This window comes from Listeria cossartiae subsp. cayugensis, from assembly GCF_014229095.1.
Lineage (GTDB): Bacteria > Bacillota > Bacilli > Lactobacillales > Listeriaceae > Listeria > Listeria cayugensis.
Genome location: NZ_JAARZC010000002.1, coordinates 215705 through 234727 on the forward strand (window position 1 = coordinate 215705; position 19023 = coordinate 234727).

Annotated in this window: 17 protein-coding genes and 1 tRNA gene; 14 read left to right on the forward strand and 4 right to left on the reverse strand. The window is 38.5% G+C overall.

Translation table 11 applies throughout. From position 1 onward, the window contains the following. Positions 1-99: 99 nt before the first annotated feature. The 8 genes from HCB49_RS08155 (at position 100) to HCB49_RS08190 (ending at position 7674) form a co-directional block, all read left to right on the forward strand. Positions 100-1545, forward strand: a complete 1446-nt coding sequence (locus tag HCB49_RS08155) for an aminotransferase-like domain-containing protein (protein WP_185604641.1) — start codon at positions 100-102, stop codon at positions 1543-1545. Between the two features lie 180 nt (positions 1546-1725). After that, the gene (locus tag HCB49_RS08160) at positions 1726-3732 is read left to right on the forward strand and encodes a BglG family transcription antiterminator (RefSeq protein ID WP_185604642.1); all 2007 of its coding nucleotides are present in this window, start codon (positions 1726-1728) and stop codon (positions 3730-3732) included. Between the two features lie 7 nt (positions 3733-3739). Next, complete coding sequence (locus HCB49_RS08165) at positions 3740-4207, forward strand: PTS sugar transporter subunit IIA (protein WP_185604643.1); 468 nt, start codon at positions 3740-3742, stop codon at positions 4205-4207. Between the two features lie 5 nt (positions 4208-4212). Beyond that, positions 4213-4488 (forward strand): PTS sugar transporter subunit IIB, encoded by a 276-nt coding sequence (locus HCB49_RS08170; protein WP_003722354.1) that lies wholly within the window; start codon positions 4213-4215, stop codon positions 4486-4488. Between the two features lie 33 nt (positions 4489-4521). Further along, a complete protein-coding gene (locus tag HCB49_RS08175; RefSeq protein WP_185392207.1) occupies positions 4522-5871 on the forward strand; it encodes a PTS galactitol transporter subunit IIC in 1350 nt (449 codons plus the stop codon). Between the two features lie 17 nt (positions 5872-5888). After that, on the forward strand, positions 5889-6821 hold the full coding sequence (locus HCB49_RS08180; protein ID WP_185604644.1) for a 1-phosphofructokinase: 933 nt from the start codon (positions 5889-5891) through the stop codon (positions 6819-6821). Between the two features lies 1 nt (position 6822). Then, the gene (locus tag HCB49_RS08185) at positions 6823-7473 is read left to right on the forward strand and encodes a class II aldolase/adducin family protein (protein WP_185604645.1); all 651 of its coding nucleotides are present in this window, start codon (positions 6823-6825) and stop codon (positions 7471-7473) included. 3 nt (positions 7474-7476) lie between these two features. Next, positions 7477-7674, forward strand: a complete 198-nt coding sequence (locus tag HCB49_RS08190; protein WP_008948403.1) for a hypothetical protein — start codon at positions 7477-7479, stop codon at positions 7672-7674. Positions 7675-7717: 43 nt separating this feature from the next. On the opposite strand, the gene betL is transcribed toward HCB49_RS08190, so the two are convergent. The 3 genes from betL to HCB49_RS08205 all read right to left on the reverse strand — a co-directional run bounded on the left by betL (position 7718) and on the right by HCB49_RS08205 (position 11987). After that, positions 7718-9241, reverse strand: coding sequence for a BCCT family glycine betaine transporter BetL (gene betL, locus HCB49_RS08195; RefSeq protein WP_185604646.1), 1524 nt, complete (start codon positions 9239-9241; stop codon positions 7718-7720). Between the two features lie 157 nt (positions 9242-9398). Next, positions 9399-10769, reverse strand: coding sequence for an argininosuccinate lyase (gene argH, locus HCB49_RS08200; RefSeq protein WP_185604647.1), 1371 nt, complete (start codon positions 10767-10769; stop codon positions 9399-9401). A gap of 3 nt (positions 10770-10772) precedes the next feature. Beyond that, the gene (locus HCB49_RS08205) at positions 10773-11987 is read right to left on the reverse strand and encodes an argininosuccinate synthase (protein WP_008948399.1); all 1215 of its coding nucleotides are present in this window, start codon (positions 11985-11987) and stop codon (positions 10773-10775) included. A 214-nt stretch (positions 11988-12201) separates the two neighbouring features. On the opposite strand from HCB49_RS08205, the gene HCB49_RS08210 reads away from it, so the two are divergent. The 4 genes from HCB49_RS08210 (at position 12202) to HCB49_RS08225 (ending at position 17163) form a co-directional block, all read left to right on the forward strand. Continuing rightward, positions 12202-13245: an alpha/beta hydrolase gene (locus HCB49_RS08210; RefSeq protein ID WP_185480999.1), complete on the forward strand. Its 1044-nt coding sequence runs from the start codon at positions 12202-12204 to the stop codon at positions 13243-13245. A 112-nt stretch (positions 13246-13357) separates the two neighbouring features. After that, entirely contained in the window at positions 13358-13948 is a 591-nt protein-coding gene (fepR, locus tag HCB49_RS08215) for an efflux pump transcriptional regulator FepR (protein WP_185480998.1), read from the forward strand. A gap of 9 nt (positions 13949-13957) precedes the next feature. Continuing rightward, complete coding sequence (gene fepA, locus HCB49_RS08220) at positions 13958-15289, forward strand: multidrug efflux MATE transporter FepA (RefSeq protein ID WP_185604648.1); 1332 nt, start codon at positions 13958-13960, stop codon at positions 15287-15289. Positions 15290-15891: 602 nt separating this feature from the next. Continuing rightward, on the forward strand, positions 15892-17163 hold the full coding sequence (locus tag HCB49_RS08225; RefSeq protein ID WP_185604649.1) for a helix-turn-helix domain-containing protein: 1272 nt from the start codon (positions 15892-15894) through the stop codon (positions 17161-17163). A gap of 49 nt (positions 17164-17212) precedes the next feature. On the opposite strand, the gene HCB49_RS08230 is transcribed toward HCB49_RS08225, so the two are convergent. Then, positions 17213-17296, reverse strand: a tRNA-Leu gene (locus HCB49_RS08230). A gap of 133 nt (positions 17297-17429) precedes the next feature. Here HCB49_RS08230 and HCB49_RS08235 point away from each other — a divergent pair. Together HCB49_RS08235 and HCB49_RS08240 are read left to right on the forward strand one after the other, a co-directional pair. Further along, the gene (locus tag HCB49_RS08235; protein WP_185604650.1) at positions 17430-18323 is read left to right on the forward strand and encodes an aminoglycoside phosphotransferase family protein; all 894 of its coding nucleotides are present in this window, start codon (positions 17430-17432) and stop codon (positions 18321-18323) included. Further along, positions 18320-18946 (forward strand): GyrI-like domain-containing protein, encoded by a 627-nt coding sequence (locus HCB49_RS08240; protein ID WP_185480994.1) that lies wholly within the window; start codon positions 18320-18322, stop codon positions 18944-18946. Before HCB49_RS08235 ends, HCB49_RS08240 begins: the two co-directional genes overlap by 4 nt. Positions 18947-19023 lie beyond the last annotated feature (77 nt).

Genomic DNA, 19023 nt, shown 5'->3' on the forward strand with positions numbered 1-19023 from the left:
AAATTACCTGACTATTATGATAAGCTAAAAGCCATTTCGTACAAACAGCCAATTGGATGTTGTTTTCTCCATCCAATTTATATAGGAGGAATGGTGTGGATGTGGCAACTAACTAGAAATTCGAGTTTACCGATTTATTTACAAATTGTTGATTTAATCGAAACGAAAATTATGAATGGTGAACTTTTGCCAGAAGAAAAATTGCCTCCGGAAAGGCAGTTGGCGGAGATGTTTGGTGTGAATCGTTCGACAGTTGTGCGGGCGCTCGATGAACTTACGGCGCGGGCAGTTATCATTCGCAAACAAGGAAGCGGAACGACGGTTAATGCGGAAAAATGGGGGCTTTTTGCAGGGCAGTCAACGAATTGGCGCCATTATTTAACACAAGGCGGTTTTACACCGGCAGTTCCCTATATTCGCCAAACCGGCGTGATGGAACAAGTGGATGCGGAACGGGTGATTGATGCTGCGAGTGGTGAACTTCCACTGGAAATGACGCCGAAAATGGAAACGCCGAGTCTTTCATGGCAGTCTTTTATTGCCGAGGAGCAGCTAGAAGACGAAGCGGGTTACAGGCCTTTGCGAGAAACGATTCAAAAACAAATGAAAGCTGCATATGGATTAGAGTCGCGACCGGAACAAATTTTGATTACATCTGGTGCGCAACAAGCACTCTTCTTAATTACGCAATGTTTATTAAAACCGGGTGATGCTGTAGCAATTGAGTCGCCGTCTTATTTTTATTCGCTATCGTTATTTCAATCAGCAGGCTTACGAATTTTTGCTTTACCAATGGATGAGGATGGCGTGATTATTTCCGAGTTGCGCGATTTATACCATAAACATCGTGTCAAAATGGTATTTGTTAATCCGACATTTCAAAATCCGACTGGGCTAGTGATGAGTTTAAAGCGGCGCAAAGAACTCGTGAAAATTTGCGCTCACTTGCAAATTCCGATTGTGGAAGATGATCCATTTTCAGAATTGGCCGCGCTCGATAGCCGAATTCCAGCGCCGTTAAAGCAACTGGACACGGATAATGTGTTATATATTGGCTCACTTTCAAAAATTATGGGATCAACTACACGAATTGGTTGGCTAATTGGACCAACCGCGGTTATTGAACGACTCGCGCTCGCCAGACAAGAAATGGATTTTGGTTTAAGTATTTTTCCGCAAGTTTTGGCTAACAGTGTATTAAATACGGCGGGATATAGTAGCCATTTAAAACAATTGCATGATGTTTTAGAACAGCGGCGCGATAACTTAATCGAAGCTTTGGATGAAATTGTACCGGACGAGCTGACGTTTATTAAACCACAAGGCGGATTTCATTTATGGGTAAAATTACCAATTGAATTTCGCGCGATTCGTGATTTTGATATTTTTTTAGCGAATGATTTACTCGTGATGCCAGGATTTTTATTCGGGGTAAAAGAGACCGTTATTCGCGTAACTTATGCACGACTTGAGAAGGAAGATGCGATACGTGTTGCGGCAATAATAAAACAAATTTTATTAGAAAAAAAGTGCGAGGAAGCTTGATTTAAAGCTGATTCGCACTTTTTTCATATTCCCCTCGAATACCTTCTAATCTATAATAGAAAGAGACCCCAAAATGTCACTCATCACAATAAATCTTTCTGCCAAAAGATAAGTTGTGATGAATCAGCATTTTTATGTAAGGGTTATCATTTACTATTAATATAAGGGAGGGGAAAGTAGATGGAACAGAATTGTAAGGAATTAATTACTTATCTGCTCTTGAATCGGCAAGTGAATCTTAGAAATGTTTCCAAAAATTTTAAGGTAACAAAAGAAGCAATTAGCGCACAGATTACACAAATAAACCATCTACTAAAGTCAGAACCAATTTTAATTGACCATGACATGATTTTTGTTACAGATGTATGTAGAGAAGCTTGTTACCGGCTTTTAACTGCGGAAGAGCAACAGTTATTTTCGTTTTATGAGGTAAATATTCGTCGCAAACTTATCATGATTAAATTACTGCTTCACAATCATTACATGTCACTCGGCGCACTTGCGGAATATGTTTATGTGAGTAAAAATACGATGTTAACAGATGTGAAAAGTATCAAGGAAAGCTTGCATGAATTCGAAATACAACTAGATTACTCACGAAAAGATGGTTATGCAGTTTCCGGTTCAGAATTCTTGATTCGTAATTTACTGGCGGAACTTATTCGCGAAGTCGTTCAGACCCCGTACGGGAAATTCGTACTTGATGAAAAGAAGCTCATTACAGTCAGTGAAGTCTTTTTACTAAAAAAACGACTGGAAAAAGTCGAAAGTAAACTTCAAATTACATTTACAGATGAACAAATGGAAGAATTGCCCTATATCCTCCATGGCATCATCAAACGATCCAAAGTAACAAACAAGAAATGGACATTTAAAATTGAAATGTATGACATCAAAAATACCCGTGAGTTCCCGATAATGAAAGAAATGTTTTGGGGTTATGACTTTTTAAGTGAAAATGATTTGCTTTACTTATCGTTACAAGTACTCGCTTCGAATTTAGTCGAGTCGGCGCTTCATTTCTCAGACAGTGAAGAAATCGCCTACGCAGTTGATGAGTTCATCCGCTTACTAGAAATGTATTTTGCGACCGAAATCATGAAGAAAAATGAGTTTAAAGAAAAAGTGATTTTACATGTCAGACCAGCAATTTACAGGACGATTTTAGGATTTCAAATCAATAATCCGCTTAAAAAACAATTTATCAAAGAATACACCCCAACATTCAACATTGTAGAAAAAGCCTCCAAACCTTTTGAAAAATTGGTTGGCCGTAAGTGGTCGGAAGAGGAAATTGTGTACCTTTCGATGATAGTTCTTGGATGGATGTATCAAATCGAGGAAACGGAACAGCCGATTTTCCGCGCAGTCGTCCTTTGTAAAAGTGGTACATCCATCTCCAAACTACTGTTAGAAAATTTGAAAATGATGTTTCCAAGTATTGATTTCCAAGGAGCTTATGCGGTGCGGCAATTAAATACGGTTGCCCGTGATATTGATTTTATTTTTACGACCGTTCCAGTACAGAGCGATGCTACCATTTTCGTGATTCCGTCGATTTTAAGTAAAGATAGCCGACAAATCCTTAGAGAACAAGTCGATAAAGCCATCGAAATGGACAGTCATAAAAAAACCAAAGAACTACTTGCCATGCTAAAAGATGAAATTCCCGAAGAAAACATTCGCTTAGTGCAAGCTAAAGTGGAATCATTTTTCAGTAAAAAAGAGCAGCTTGTGGAGAAAAAAGAACCAGAACCAATGCGGATTACCGAAGAACAGGTTCATTTTTTAGAAACGCCACTTGAGTGGGAGAGGCTGGTTTCGGCGGCGTTTGCACCAATGTTAGAACGAGGAACAGTGGATACTTGTTACATTCATACTTGCGAAGAAATCTTCTATCAAAATTATGAGCAGATGATGATTGGACCGAATATTTATTTACCTCATGCTAAACCGGCGAATGGCGTAATCGAGCAAGATATTCAGTTGATGATAATGAAAGCGGACACAAAAACGCCGGTGGACGAAACAGTCAAAATCATGATTGCCCTAGCCCCATCCGAACAAAACAAACACATACCACTATTACTAAAATTGAACGAAATTTTCTTACAGCCAGAAAGGTTAGTGGAACTTCTTGCTTCAACTAACAAAAAGAAAATCGTTGAAATCCTTGAAAGGGGGTGAGCGTCACGTGGATTACCATGATTTGTTTCAAAAAGAGTTAACCCTGATAAATTCAAGTTACGAGAGTCAGGCAGAACTTTTTGAATACACGAGCAAGATATTAGAGAAAGAGCAGTATGTAGAGCCCACTTTTAAAGAAGCAGTAACAAGCCGAGAAGTAGTTTTTCCTACTGGACTCGAGATGAATGGCATCAAAATCGCAATTCCTCATACAGACACGATTTATGTAAAACGTCCTTTTGTACTCGTAAATAAACTTTCTACACCGGTTCCTTTTGTTCAAATGGGAACGACAGATAAGTGGATTGATGTCGAAGTAATTTTCATGTTAGGAATCAAAAATCCCCAAGATCAAGTTCCACTGCTTTCAAGTATCATGGAAAAATTTATGGAAGCAGACTTTGTGGAACAAATAAAAGAAATGAATGATAGCAATACTTTATGTGATTTCCTAAAAAAACAATTTGGAGAGTGATTACAATGAAAAAAGTTATCGTAGCATGTGGATCAGGAGTAGCGACAAGTCAAACAGTTGCCTCCAAAGTAGAACGTATTTTAAAAGAAAAGGGCGTTCGCGCGACAGTAGAAGCAGTAGACATTAAGTCACTTGAACAACACATTAAAACAAGTGATGTTTACGTGGCGATTACAAAAGCAAACAAAGAATTTGATATTCCAACATTAAATGGTATTGCTTTCTTAACTGGCATGGGCATGGACGAAGAAACAGAAAAATTACTGAACGCCTTGAAATAAAAACAAACAAGATAAAATAGGGAGCGTGAAAAAATGGAGTCATTACAATCAGTTATACAGTTTATTTTGAACCTTGGAGCTGCCGTTTTTGTTCCAGCACTGATGATTATTATTGGGCTAATCGTACGAATGAAAGTGAGAGATGCAGTAAGTGCGGGGATTATTCTAGGGGTAGCTTTCCTTGGAATGAATATTGTTATTGGCTTTATGATTGAGGCTTTAACACCTGCTGCACAAGGACTTGCAGAGAGAACAGGGATTAATTTAAGCATCTTAGACGGAGGATGGACATCAATGGCAACACTTGCTTGGGCGTGGCCATTTGCTTTCTTGATGTTCCCGCTACAACTTGGTATTAACGCAATTATGCTCGTTATCAATAAAACCAAAACCTTAAACGTCGATTTATGGAATGTTTGGGGCAAAATTTTAACAGCCGTACTTATTATTGGCGTAACACAAAATGTTTACTTAGCATTTATTGTTGCCGGAATTCAAATTGTTACAGAACTAATTCTATGTGATGCCAACCAACGTCAAATTCAAGAATTAAATGGGATTCCTGGTGTAACCGTTTCCCACGGTATGATGATTTTCTGTATTTTCTTAATGCCAATTGACTGGTTACTGAAGAAAATTCCAGCACTACGTAAAGATATGGATGCCAATGCATTAAAAGATAAAATTGGTATTTTTGCCGAAAACCATGTAATGGGCTTTATTATCGGTGGACTTCTAGGGATTGCAGCTGGTTATGATGTAGCGAAAACGTTGATGTTAGCCATGCAAGCTGCTGCGGCATTAACACTATTCCCGATGGTTGCGAAACTATTTATGCAAGCATTATCCCCATTATCTGATGGTATTTCTGAATTCATGAAACGCAAATTTAAAAACCGTGAATTGTTCATTGGGCTAGATTGGCCGATTTTAGCAGGATGTAGTGAAGTATGGGTAGCTATCGTTCTTATGGTCCCAGTGACACTTATTTTTGCGCTAATTTTACCAGGAAATGGCGTTTTACCGTTTGCCGGAATATTAAATATTTCCTTGTGTGCACCAGCGCTTATCGTAACAGGTGGGAACTTGATCCGAATGATTATCCTAGGAACAATTACAACACCAATTTTCTTATATGTATCGACTTTCTTCGCAGGATCAATCACAGACTTAGCGCATTCAACAGGAGCAATTTCGCTTAAAGCTGGGCAACAAATTACTTGGAGTACGCTTGAGTATCCAGTGTTCCGTTATGTATTTGCAGAAGCAGCACAGTTCACTATTTTAGGATTTATTTTTGTCGCGATTTGGGTACTATTACTAGTATTCTACGTGAAAATGATGAAAAAACGAACTATTGAACTAGAAAAAGCTAGCTCTTAAGAAATAGGAGTGATGAGATGATTTATACGATAACATTAAATCCAGCTATTGACCGGTTGCTTTTCATTAATGGAGAGTTGGAAAAAAGGAAGACTAATCGAGTCAAAAAAACGGAATTTGATTGCGGGGGAAAGGGGCTTCATGTTTCGGGCGTGCTATCGAAATTCGGAATTAAAAATGAAGCACTTGGAATTGCGGGATCAGACAATCTCGACAAACTATATGCCATTCTAAAAGAAAAACATATCAACCATGATTTCCTTGTAGAAGCTGGAACTTCGACAAGAGAATGCTTCGTCGTCTTGAGTGATGACACGAATGGCAGCACCATGATACCAGAAGCTGGTTTTACCGTAAGTCAGACCAACAAAGTGAACCTTTTAAAACAAATCGCTAAAAAAGTTAAAAAAGAGGACATGGTGGTGATTGCTGGATCCCCGCCTCCTCATTATACATTATCTGATTTTAAAGAACTACTAAGAACTGTCAAAGCAACAGGCGCGTTTCTTGGATGTGATAATTCCGGTGAATATTTAAACGTAGCTGTCGAAATGGGTGTCGATTTCATTAAGCCAAATGAAGATGAAGTAGTGGCCATTTTAGATGAAAAGACGAATTCACTGGAAGAAAACATTCGCACGTTAGCCAAGCAAATCCCTTATCTAGTCGTTTCGCTTGGAGCAAAAGGATCGATGTGCGCACATAATGGCAAATTGTATCAAGTTATTCCGCCAAAAGTGGAGGAACGCAATGATACTGGGGCTGGCGATGTGTTTGTCGGTGCATTTATCGCGGGACTTGCAATGAATATGCCGATTACCGAAACGTTAAAAGTCGCGACAGGTTGCTCAGCCAGCAAAGTCATGCAACAAGATAGTTCGAGCTTTGATTTAGAAGCTGCTGGAAAACTTAAAAATCAAGTAAGTATTATACAATTGGAGGAGAGATAATATGTTATACCAAAAAGAACGTGAAGATTTAGCCAAAGTTGTGAAGACGATGTTTGACCGCTTTGAAACAAATGCTGCGGGAGGAAATGTGAGTGTCCGCATGAATAGCGAACATATTATTATGACGCCAACGCTTATGAGTCAAGCAAAACTTTGCGATCTTTCCCCATATGAAATCCTTGTAGTGGACAACAACAATGAAGTCGTAGAAGGAGATGGAAGAGTTACTAGAGAAATTAACTTACACCGTGCTTGTTACGTAGAAAATCCCAAAATCGGCTGTGTACTTCATGCCCATCCAAAAGAATCAATGTTATTCGCAACACTTGGTATGGAACTGCCGAACTTAACAGAAGCAACACAAAAAATTGGTCAAATTCCAACACTTGAATTTGCACCAGCAACTAGCCCAGAACTTGCGGAAATCGTTCGTAAACATGTTATCGAGCTAGGGGAAAAAGCTGTTCCTAGTGCAAGTTTATTAAATAAACACGGTATTGTCGTGTTAGACACGTCCTTGCATAAAGCGTACGATATGCTAGAACGTATCGAATACAATGCTTATATTGCAGAAAAAGCGTTAGTATTCGATGCTTTAGGTATTAAAAAATTAGCACATGATCACGACCTAAACTACAATTTGGAGGAGTAACTAATGGAAAAATTCCTTTTTAATGCAACATTATTTGCCAGTGCTTTATTACTAATGGTCGGTATTTTTAGAAGTTCTATTCCAATTACCGCCATCTCACTCGTGTTAGCAGTCGTTTCGCAACATTTCTTTCGGAAAAAATATCCTAAACAAACTCGTAGCTATCGTGAAATAATCGCGGCAAAGCAGAAAAAAGGATGAAAAAAAGGCTGGGAATCTAAAACTAGATTTCCAGCCCTTTTTATTATAGTTGTGAACGTTGTGATTTTTTCGGTCGAACGAATAAGCCTAGTTTTTCTTGTTCCCTTATTAAAGAGATGAACAAGGAGACAATCATTAAAATAATCACGATTGAAAAGGGAAAGGCCGCGATAATCGAAGCATTTTGAAGTGCTGTTAATCCGCCCGCGTAAAGTAGTACACTTGCAATTCCTGCTTGTAAAAGTCCCCAAGTCACTTTGACGGAGTTCGGTGGGTTTAAAGAGCCACCAGTCGTTTGCATACCGAGAACAAATGTGGCAGAATCTGCCGATGTTATAAAGAAGACGGCAATTAAAATCATCGCGACAATCGATAACACCATTCCAGCTGGAAACTCGTTAAATACCCCAAACAGTACTTGTTCTGTCGCTAAGCTCGAAAGCGCGGAATTTGTATGTTGTTCGACAAAAATCGCTGAGCCGCCAAATACAGCAAACCAGAAGACGCTGACTAGAGCTGGAAGAACGATAACCCCAAGTAAAAATTGTCTGATCGTTCTGCCACGTGAAATTCGCGCAATGAAAATCCCGACAAACGGTGACCAAGAAAGCCACCATGCCCAGTAAAAAATAGTCCATGAGTCAATCCATTTTCGAGCATCCGGCGCATCAGGTGCAGTCTGGAAACTCATTTGGATAATATTTTGTAAGTAATCCCCAAATGAATTAGTAAAATTATTCATAATGAAAAGGGTAGGTCCAAGAATAAGCGTTAAAACGAGCAATACAGCAGCGACATAAATATTTACATTACTCAACAGCTGAATCCCTTTATCAAGACCAGACATTGCTGATAACATGAATAAAATCGTAACGATAATGATAATTGTAAATTGAACCGTAAAATTATTTGGAACGCCAAATAGGTAAGTAAGTCCACCATTAATTTGTTGAGCGCCAAGACCAAGTGTCGTCGCAACACCGATGACCGTCGCGAAAACAGCGATAATATCAATCAATTGACCAATCGGACCTTTTGCATGTCTTCCTAAAAGTGGATACAGTGTGGCGCTTATTAAACCAGGCGCATTTTTTCTGAATTTAAAGTAAGCAAGTGCTAAGGCTACAACCGCATAAATCGACCAAGCGGAAATGCCCCAATGAAAGAATGAATAACGAAGCGCGTCTTTCATAGCAGCTTGTGTGCCAACTTCACCGCCGGGAGCTTGAACAGCATAATGCGATAAAGGTTCAGCAGCACCCCAGAAAACGAGGCCAATCCCCATTCCAGCACTAAATAACATGGCAAACCAAGATTTATTACTATATCCCGGTTCTTCGCCAGGCTTTCCGAGCCGAATCGTGCCAATCGGGCTTAAAACCAAAAATAAGCAGAAGATAATAATAATCGCAACAACGATTAAATAGTACCAACCGAAATTACTAGTTAGAAATTTTTGGATATTTGTTGTAAGTGTCTCAAATTGCTCTGGTAAAAAAGCACCAAATAAAACAGCTAAGAGAACTAAAAAACCTGCTCCCCAAAAGACATTCGTTAATTTTTTCATTACATCACTTCCCTTTATATTCTATGTATGTATTTCCCCATGTTAGCACAAAGGTAACATCTATTTAATAGTAACAAAAAAAGTAGTGCTTTGACAAATAGGGGCAGGTAGGGCAAATACAAAAAAGCTGGAACACCAATAAGTATTCCAGCCCACTTTATAACGTTTTTTTCGCATTAGCCAGTGCAACTTTAATTTGCTCAAAACCAGTCCCGCCGTAAGAATTTCTCTTTTGGACGGCAGTTTTAGAAGAAAGCACCTCGTAAATATCTGCTTCAATAAGTGGATTTATTTCTTGATAGTGACTAAGCGACACATCTTGCAAATAAATCCCATTTTGCGTACATTCCAGCACCAATTTCCCAACGATTTCATGCGCTTCTCTAAAAGGAACGCCCTTTTTCGCTAAGTAATCGGCCAGTTCTGTCGCATTGGAAAAATCTTTTTGGGTAGATTCTTCCATTATATCCGTGCGAACCTTCATCGTTTCAATCATCCCGGCAAATATATCTAAGCTCGTCTGAACCGTCTCGAGCGTATCAAACATGCCTTCTTTATCTTCTTGTAAGTCTTTGTTATAAGCAAGTGGCAGCCCTTTTAAAACCGTCAACATGCCAAAAAGGTTCCCGTACACTCGACCAGTTTTCCCGCGAATTAACTCGGCCATATCCGGATTTTTCTTTTGGGGCATAATCGAACTTCCTGTCGAAAATGCGTCCGTCAACTCCACAAATTGAAATTCATGACTCGTCCAAAGTATCAGCTCCTCGCAAAAACGCGATAAATGCATCATCAAAAGGGAACTATTACTCAGAAACTCAATGATAAAATCACGATCACTCACACCGTCCAAGCTGTTTTCATATACAGCAGAAAAGCCAAGCAATTCTGCACTATAAGCACGGTCAATCGGAAAAGTCGTTCCAGCCAGCGCAGCAGAACCAAGCGGCGAAATATCAATCCGTTTGACACTTTCTTCTAAACGTTCTAAATCCCGCGAAAACATTCCGAAGTAAGCTAGTAAATGATGGGCAAAAGATATGGGCTGGGCGTGTTGCAAATGCGTGTAACCAGGCATAATCGTTTCAATGTGCGCGTCGGCTTTTTGAACAAGCACCGCACGTAGATGTTTTAATGATTGGATGATTTCCGCTACGGCTTGTTTTAAATATAAATGCATATCAGTCGCAACTTGATCATTCCGACTCCGCGCCGTATGAAGTTTCCCAGCGACAGGACCGATTTCCTCGTGCAACAACTTTTCGATATTCAAATGGATATCTTCATTCACCGTGCTAAATTCCAGTTCACCAAGCGCTAATTTTTCTTGGAGGATTTTCAACCCGGCCGTGATTTCTGCGGCTTCTGAATCCGGAATAATGCCACATTTGGCAAGCATAGCGACATGTGCCAAACTTCCCGTTAAGTCTTCTTTTGCCATTTTTTGATCAAACGAAATCGAAGCGCCAAAATCATCAATCCATGCCTCGCTTTTCCCTTGAAAACGGCCACCCCATAATTTTTCCATTTTTTACACCTCAGTCGTTATCGTAACTTTTGAATTGACTTCTGCGCTCACTTTCGTTGGTAGTCCCCAAAGTTTGATGAAACCAACAGCTGCATCTTGATCAAATGTATCGGAGGAAGTATAGGTCGCTAAGTTTTCATCGTAAAGCGAATTTGGAGATTTTCTTCCTTCCACAATAGCATGCCCCTTAAATAATTTGACGCGAATCGTTCCATTAACAAATTTTTGCGTGGATTTTAAGAAAGCTACTAATGCTTCTGTTAAAGGTGAGAACCACAAGCCATTGTAAATCGTTTCGCTGATTTTTTGTTCAATAATTGGTTTGAAATGCGCCACTTCACGAACAAATGTTAAATCTTCCAGTTCTTTATGAGCAGTAATTAAAGTGACTGCAGCAGGGCATTCATAGACTTCACGTGATTTAATACCAACTAAACGATTTTCGATATGATCAATTCTGCCGACGCCATGTTTTCCAGCGATTTCGTTTAAAGTAAGGATTAAATTAGCCAGGCTCATATTTTCTCCATTAAGAGAAATCGGAATACCAGCATCAAAAGTAATTTCGACAATATCTGCTGTGTCCGGTGCATCCTCTAAACTAACTGTTAAGTCGTAGGCAGCTTCTGGTGGCGTTGTCCATGGGTTTTCCAGCACACCACATTCGTTACTTCTACCCCAAAGATTTTGGTCAATCGAGAAGGGGTTATCTAAATCAATCGGAACGGGGATGTTATGTTCTTTGGCGTAATTGATTTCTTCTTCTCTTGACCATTTCCAGTCACGGACAGGGGAAACAACTTTTAAATCAGGAGCAAGTGCATGAATCGCTACTTCAAACCGTACTTGGTCATTTCCTTTACCAGTACAACCATGAGCGATAGCAGAGGCGCCTTCTTGACGAGCTACTTCAACTAATTTTTTCGCGATTAACGGACGGCTTAGCGCGGAAATGAGCGGATACTTTCCCTCATAATAAGCATGGGCTTGAAGGGCGATTAACGCAAAATCCTCGGCAAATTCTTCTTTCGCATCTATCGTGTAGGATTCACTTGCTCCAACCGTAATGGCTTTTTCTTTAATAAAGTCCAAATTTTTCCCTTCACCAACATCTAAGCAACATGCGATAACTTCATAACCTGATTCTACTAACCACTGAATTGCAACCGAAGTATCTAACCCACCAGAGTAAGCTAAAACGATTTTTTCTTTCGCCATTGTAAACATCCCCTATTCATAAATATACAAACATTTGTATTTATATTAACATCGATGCTTTTGGATATCAACCTTTTTGTTTTTATTTATTCATAATTATGCTTAAAAATACATTTTGAAATAAAAATAATCATTTCAAATAGTAATAAATTGGTTCCTGTTCGTAAAACTGCTATACTTGTTAATGAAGTTATATTGAAGGAGTTGAGCGAATGTGAAAAATACAATAAAATGGATTGCCATTGGTTTTGCTGGGATCATTCTACTTCCATTATTAATCGTTTTCTTTATTTACAAAAAAGCGGTTGGGAAAAAAGAATATAATCCCGAGGTACTTGAGAATTTAGATGAAGCTTCACAGGAATTTGTGAAAAACACTTCACCATTATCCGACGTAGATTCGCGATATAAATATATGAGACTAGCAACAAAAGCATTACCATCCGCAAAAGATATCGAAATTGGCGATGTTGAAAATAAAAAAATTGATGGCCCGGCTGGCAAAATTCCAATTCGGATTTATACGCCACAAGAAGACGGACCTTTCGAAATTATCGTTTACTATCATGGTGGTGGATTTGTTTTAGGCGGACTGCAAACACATGATGCGATTGCTAGAAAACTGGTACAAACTACGGGCGCTCGTGTTGTCACTGTTGATTACCGACTTGCTCCAGAAAATCCTTTCCCAGCAGCAGTAGAAGATGCTTACGCTGCATTACTTTGGGTACAAAATCACCGTACTAGTTTACGCGCTAAATCCTCAGACATTATCGTTGCGGGAGATAGCGTTGGCGGAAACTTAGCGACCGTTGTTACACAAATCGCTAAAGCAAAAGGAAAACCTAATATAACAGCTCAAATTTTACTTTATCCAGCAACGGATATTTTCAGTCGTGATGCATCGGTTCTTTATCCGTCAATGGATGAATTTGCTGAAGGCTACGTACTTACAAAAGAATCATTAGATAAATTCTTTAAATTATACATTGCAAATGCAAGTGATCGTAAATATGATCCACTTGTTGCACCAATTCGTAGTAAAGACTTAGTCGGGCTGCCAAAAACATTCGTTGCAACTGCTGAGTTTGATCCACTAAGAGATCAAGGAGAAGCATACGCGAAGAAATTAAAAGATGCTGGCGTAGAAGTATTTGCGAAACGTTTTGAAAAAGTCCCTCATGGCTTTATGACGACGAATTCTGCAGCTACTGATGAAACGTATGAACTTATTAGCGAGTTTTTAGAAGAAAAATAAAACAGTGAATCCACTCTTTCAATAGGGTGGATTTTTTTATTGACAAAGAATTTTTTTCGTGAGAGAATGACTTACGAACGGTCGTCAGTTTTTTTGCGAGAGGAGTGATAAGATGAGAAAAGAAGAAATCAAACAAGCCGCGCTGACACTTTTTGCCCATAATGGTTTTGAAGGGACGTCACTTGCTGATATTGCAGGAGTGGTGGGGCTGAAGAAGCAATCCATCTATTCTCATTTTAAAGATAAAGATGATTTGTTTTTATCCATTATGAAGGATGCGAAATCAACCGAAATAGATTACTATCGTGCGAAACTTCGGGATAGTGACTTATCAAGGCCGGATCTTGTCTTGTCTAGTTTACTTTTTGGTGTGAAGGAATTGTACGATACGGATGAGGCTTACCAATTCTGGTTAAGATATGGATTTTATCCACCGAAGCATTTATATGATATCGTCCAAGCGGATATTACCGAAAATGTCGGGCAAATGGAGCAAGATTTTACAGTTTTATTTAGCAATTGGATTGACCAAAAATTAATTCCAATGCAAGACGTGGAAACGATGAAAGAAGCGTATATGGGGATTCTCGATGCTGTCATTGTTGACATTGTGTACGTGAATGACCCAGAAAGAACGGAAAAGAAAATCACGGCTTTATGGCAAATTTTCTGGAGAGGAATTACGCTAAAAGCTCTGAATTAGAGGTGTAACATGGCAAAAAATATTGAAATTTTAGAAACAGACTCAGTAAAAAAGATTTATTTTAGATACTTAATCCCTTCCTTAGTGGGCATGTTATTAATGTCTTTAAACATTGTAATCGATGGGATTTTTGTTGGGCATAAGCTTGGCGGGGTGGCGCTTGCTGGGATTAATATTGCTGTGCCAGTATTTACTATTTTTACAGCAATTTCAATCTGGATTGGGATTGGTGCTGCGACCCAGTTTTCCTTTGCAATTGGGGAAAAAAATGTCGCGAAGGCGCAAACAATTTTTACCAATGCGATTTTAGCGGTTGTCTCAATTACGATTTTTATTGGAATTATCGCGTTTATTTTTAAAGAACCGTTAGCTTATTTTTTAGGTGCGAATGATGACACGATTGGTTATGTGCTTGAGTATATGAACATATTGCTTATTTTCGGATTTGCGCTGACATTGGAAAATATCTTGAGTATTTTCGTTCGTAATGATGGCGATCCTAATTTATCCATGATTGCGCTTATTGTGACGGCGATTAGTAACGTTATTTTGAACTATTTATTTTTATTTGTATTCGAATGGGGTGTAACTGGTTCAGCTCTAGCAACAATGCTGGCGATTATTATCGGTGTAGTTATTCTAATCACCCATTTCTTCAAAAAATCGAGTCGCTTGAAATTTGTAAAAGTGGACTGGAATAAAGCTTTTTTCAAAAAGACATTGTCGATTGGTTTACCGAGCTTTTTAGCAGAAGTTGGCGTATCGGTCTTTACGTTAGGTTATAATATTTCGATTGCGGCAATTGCTGGAACTGCAGGGGTCGCCGCTTTCTCCGTATTGAATTATACGCACAGTGTGATTTTGATGTTGTTCCTCGGGATGGGTTCGGCGATTCAGCCGCTTATTAGTTATTACCGCGGGGCGAAAGCTAGACAAAAAGAACTGGAAACGTTGAAAATTGCGATTATCGTTGCATTTAGCACGGGAGTTGGCTTTTTACTCGTTGGTTTCTTTGGCTCCAATTTACTCGTTTCGATGTTCGGGAACTTTAGCCCAGAAATTAGAGACCTAGCAAGTAACGGCATCAAATTATTCTATACGGCTTATCTGTTCATGGGATTCAACTTTGTAATGATGACTTACTTCCAAACATCGGACAAAGTAAAAATGGCGACATGGATTACGATTTCGCGCGAGATTATATTTATGGTTATCTTCTTGTTAGTACTACCACCAATCATTGGTATTCCTGGTGTATGGCTAGCGATTCCGATTTCAGAAATGATTGTAGCGGCATCAATCGTATTTTACATGAAGAAAAAACATATTTTATTTAAATGAAAAAAGGCGAGGATAGCTGCTATCTTCGCCTTTTTAGATAAAACGGACCAAAAACATCTTCAAAAAAGCCGAAAAAGGACGATGTTTCCTTTTTGCAAAATTATTTATTTTCGATGGTAAAATGAAAATCTACGTTTCCATTTTTGCGTAGAACAAGTTTTAAAAGGGAATGTGTAGCGATTTTTTCGGATTTGATAAGGGAAAGAATCCAAAAGTCTTGTTGTTTATTAACGGAATTAGTCGCATGTGGGAGCAGACTAAAAAATTAATAAGATGTCAGTATTAGGTGAAATAAGGAATATGTGGGAATATTTCTGTTTTCCCTATACTGATAAACAAGTCAAAATTCCGAAGAGCTAGTTATGACAGTTTAGTGAATTTTTTTGAAGATTAAATAGAGCTAATTAATCGTTTTAGGTCAAAAAGCAATCGAGCTTTTATGGTCTGAAACGTTTTGTATGTAAGAGACAGCATTTTGCAAAGCGCTATAATAGCAAAAATGCAGGATAGTAAAAATAGAAGATAGTTGAAAAAGACGGTTGTTTTCCGTTAGTAAAAGTTTATAATTAAAAGGAAAATATGGAAAAATTGGCGGTGACATCATGAATTTAATCGGTTTGCGAATTAAAAATATTCGTAAAGAGAAGAAGCTAACATTAAAAGAAGTAGCGCAAGGAATTATTTCAGTTCCTTATTTAGCAAATATCGAAAATGGCATAAAATTTGGCTCGTTTGAAACGTTGATGCATATAGCAAGAAGGCTAGAAATACCAGAAGAAGTATTATTAATGAGCGAGGAAGAAACAAATAAAGAGCTACTGAGAGAAATGGATGAAATTTTTGAACTATTGGTATTTTCGAATCCAGCAGAAATGGAAAAACGTTTAAATAAAATAGCTGAAACAGTGGATTTACTGCATGAATCACCAACTGTCGAGCTTAGTTTTTATTGTTTAAAAGTAGCATTTTACTATAAAACTTGGGAATTTGCTAAAGCCGAGGAAGTTGAAACGAAATATTTAAATAGTACAGAAAAACACGCGGCTGAATCATTTTCGCGCCAGTTACTTTCCTACTATTACTATAGTCAGGCGGTAAAACATTCTCATGCAACGTGCGATTATCCATTAGCAGTAGAATACTGGGAAAAATGCGTGGATATTACGAATAATAAAGATTTTCATGCTGTTTTTCACGTGTGTATCTGTATTAATTATATTTGCCAAAGCATCTATGAACCAGCACTTGGGCATATTCAGCAAGCGTGGGATTTAATAAAGGATGAAGAACAAGAACGGTTTGTGTCCATTCTCTATTTCTATGGCTATATTTATTTTCAAATCGGCTTTATGAAAGAAGCAAAAAATAGATTTGAACAAACACTGCATTACTTTTCCAAATACCCCGAAGCGAAAAAAATCTATTATTTTGTCGTTCAATTAAAAATGGCAGAAATTGAAAATATCGAAGGAAATGAAGCGCTATTTGATGAGAAAATCACCAGTTTGTATGAAGAACTGATGGCCTATGAAACTACTAATACAAGCTTTAACAATAATGATTATCTTGTCATAACGGAATTGATGGTCATTTTTGCGGAAAAAGGGTCTGTCGAAAAAGCAACATCATTAATGGGAATCATGAACAGAGTAATTGAGCGAGTGCAAGAGCTGAATTACTTCATGGAATACACCGAAACCCTGCTTTTATATCACCAAAACGAGCAAGTGAGTTACGAATCGAAAATGATGAAACTACTAAAAAAAATCGATGCGTCCAACGATCCCATTCTGATTGACCGGGTGAAAAAGCATGCAAGCACGCATTTCGCAAAATCAACGAAGTATAAGATGGCTTATGATATTTTGTCGTGAGAATGAAAAAGACAGTCCGGTTATAATTAACCAAGACTGTCTTTTTTGATGCGGCCGAGAGGACTTGAACCTCCACGGGTTTTACCCCACTAGGCCCTCAACCTAGCGCGTCTGCCGATTCCGCCACGACCGCGTATCTGTAGCAAAATTAATTATAATATTGAAGCCTTTATTTTGTCAACAAATTCTGCATAGATAATGAAGAAAAAGTAAGCGTATTCTTGTATAATGGAGGATAGCGAGTTTTATAGGAGGGAAAGCTGATTATGGATGTGGCACAACTAAAAATGTTGCATAATGCGAAAGTGATTTCGGAAATAAAAAAAGGTTTTTCTGTTGATAGGAAATATCAAGTGGATGAAACTTACCTTGTTCGTGTTTTTTCCATAGATTTGCTTCAAGAACGGAAGCAAGAATTTGAAATAATCCGCGCGTTAAGTTCTCAAATTCCACTTGTTCCAAAGGCTTATGATTTCGGCTCTATTGGTGAAGAGGGCTACATGATTATTGAGTATTTGCGCGGAGAAGATGCGGAAAGTGGTATGAAACAATTGTCGAATTTGGAACAGTTTAAAGCTGGTTTTTCGGCAGGGGAACTTTTACGGAAAATCCATGAACTACCTTTAGATATACCAGTAATGAATTGGTTTGATTTTCAGGCAGCCAAATTTAATCGAAAAGCACAGGAACTAAAAAAATTAGGAGTCACAGCTCCTTTTTTAATGGAAACAGAAAAATTTGTTCTTGAGAATATAGTTAGGTTAAAAAATAGACCGATTTGTTTACAACATGGCGATTTTCATCCGGCAAATATTATTTTGGATAATAAAAAATTTGTGGGGCTTATTGATTTTAATCGGCTAGAGTTCGGAGATCCTTTATTTGATTTAGCAAAAATTGGCTTTTTTACAACAGAGGTCAGTATTCCTTTTGCACGAGGAAATATTTTAGGCTATATTGATAAAGAAGAAGTTACGGATTTTTGGAATCTTTATGCGCTTTACACGGCGATGCATATTACTTCGGCCGTTAATTGGGCGGCGAAAAATGAATCTCGTAATTTTAAAAAGTTAATGAATTATGCAGCGAAGACGGCAGCGAGTCATGATAATTTTCAGAAGCTGATGCCAGACTGGATGAACGAGGAGGAATTCAAATGACTGAGAAGAAAATGGATTTTAAAAAAGACGAAAAGAAATTTTATGCGCCAAAACGGAAACCTGAGCGTATTTTTGTGCCAGAGATGAATTTTTTGATGGTGGATGGGAAAGGTGACCCAGACGGCGAGGAATATCAAAAAGCGGTGCAGTCTCTTTACGCGATTGCTTATACGATTAAAATGAGTAAAATGGGCGAGACGCGTCTGGATGGTTATACGGATTTTGTTGTGCCGCCGCTGGAAGGCTTTTGGTGGTCTGAGGGAATGTTCGATTTGCATGACCGGAATGCGTGGCTTTGGACCTCACTTCTTAGACAACCAGATTTTGTTACCGAAGAAGTGTTGGAGTGGGCGAAAGAGGTTGCTAAGAAGAAAAAGCCTGATGTCGATACGAGCCGTGTGAAATTGGTTCGTTTTGAAGAAGGTGAATGTGTGCAAATGATGCATATTGGGCCGTTTAGTGAAGAAGTGAAGACAGTGGCGGAAATGCATCAATTTATGGAAATAGAGGGGCTCCATAATGATACAGGAGCTGTTCGGAAGCATCACGAAATTTATTTGAGCGATCCACGTAAAGCTGACCCAGAAAAAATGAAGACAATCCTGCGACTTCCGGTGAGTTGAATAAAAGGAATGTTTTGCGTTATAGTATAGAAGAAATAGGACAAAGGCGACTGCCCCGAATGTAAATGTTTCAGGGT

What these genes read in the sequence shown, in the direction of transcription:
- HCB49_RS08155 (WP_185604641.1), top strand. Translation starts at nt 100, where the DNA reads ATGTGGCAACTAACTAGAAATTCGAGTTTACCGATTTATTTACAAATT.
- HCB49_RS08160 (WP_185604642.1), top strand. Translation starts at nt 1,726, where the DNA reads ATGGAACAGAATTGTAAGGAATTAATTACTTATCTGCTCTTGAATCGG.
- HCB49_RS08170 (WP_003722354.1), top strand. Translation starts at nt 4,213, where the DNA reads ATGAAAAAAGTTATCGTAGCATGTGGATCAGGAGTAGCGACAAGTCAA.
- HCB49_RS08175 (WP_185392207.1), top strand. Translation starts at nt 4,522, where the DNA reads ATGGAGTCATTACAATCAGTTATACAGTTTATTTTGAACCTTGGAGCT.
- HCB49_RS08180 (WP_185604644.1), top strand. Translation starts at nt 5,889, where the DNA reads ATGATTTATACGATAACATTAAATCCAGCTATTGACCGGTTGCTTTTC.
- HCB49_RS08185 (WP_185604645.1), top strand. Translation starts at nt 6,823, where the DNA reads ATGTTATACCAAAAAGAACGTGAAGATTTAGCCAAAGTTGTGAAGACG.
- HCB49_RS08190 (WP_008948403.1), top strand. Translation starts at nt 7,477, where the DNA reads ATGGAAAAATTCCTTTTTAATGCAACATTATTTGCCAGTGCTTTATTA.
- betL (WP_185604646.1), bottom strand. Translation starts at nt 9,241, where the DNA reads ATGAAAAAATTAACGAATGTCTTTTGGGGAGCAGGTTTTTTAGTTCTC.
- argH (WP_185604647.1), bottom strand. Translation starts at nt 10,769, where the DNA reads ATGGAAAAATTATGGGGTGGCCGTTTTCAAGGGAAAAGCGAGGCATGG.
- HCB49_RS08205 (WP_008948399.1), bottom strand. Translation starts at nt 11,987, where the DNA reads ATGGCGAAAGAAAAAATCGTTTTAGCTTACTCTGGTGGGTTAGATACT.
- fepR (WP_185480998.1), top strand. Translation starts at nt 13,358, where the DNA reads ATGAGAAAAGAAGAAATCAAACAAGCCGCGCTGACACTTTTTGCCCAT.
- fepA (WP_185604648.1), top strand. Translation starts at nt 13,958, where the DNA reads ATGGCAAAAAATATTGAAATTTTAGAAACAGACTCAGTAAAAAAGATT.
- HCB49_RS08225 (WP_185604649.1), top strand. Translation starts at nt 15,892, where the DNA reads ATGAATTTAATCGGTTTGCGAATTAAAAATATTCGTAAAGAGAAGAAG.
- HCB49_RS08235 (WP_185604650.1), top strand. Translation starts at nt 17,430, where the DNA reads ATGGATGTGGCACAACTAAAAATGTTGCATAATGCGAAAGTGATTTCG.
- HCB49_RS08240 (WP_185480994.1), top strand. Translation starts at nt 18,320, where the DNA reads ATGACTGAGAAGAAAATGGATTTTAAAAAAGACGAAAAGAAATTTTAT.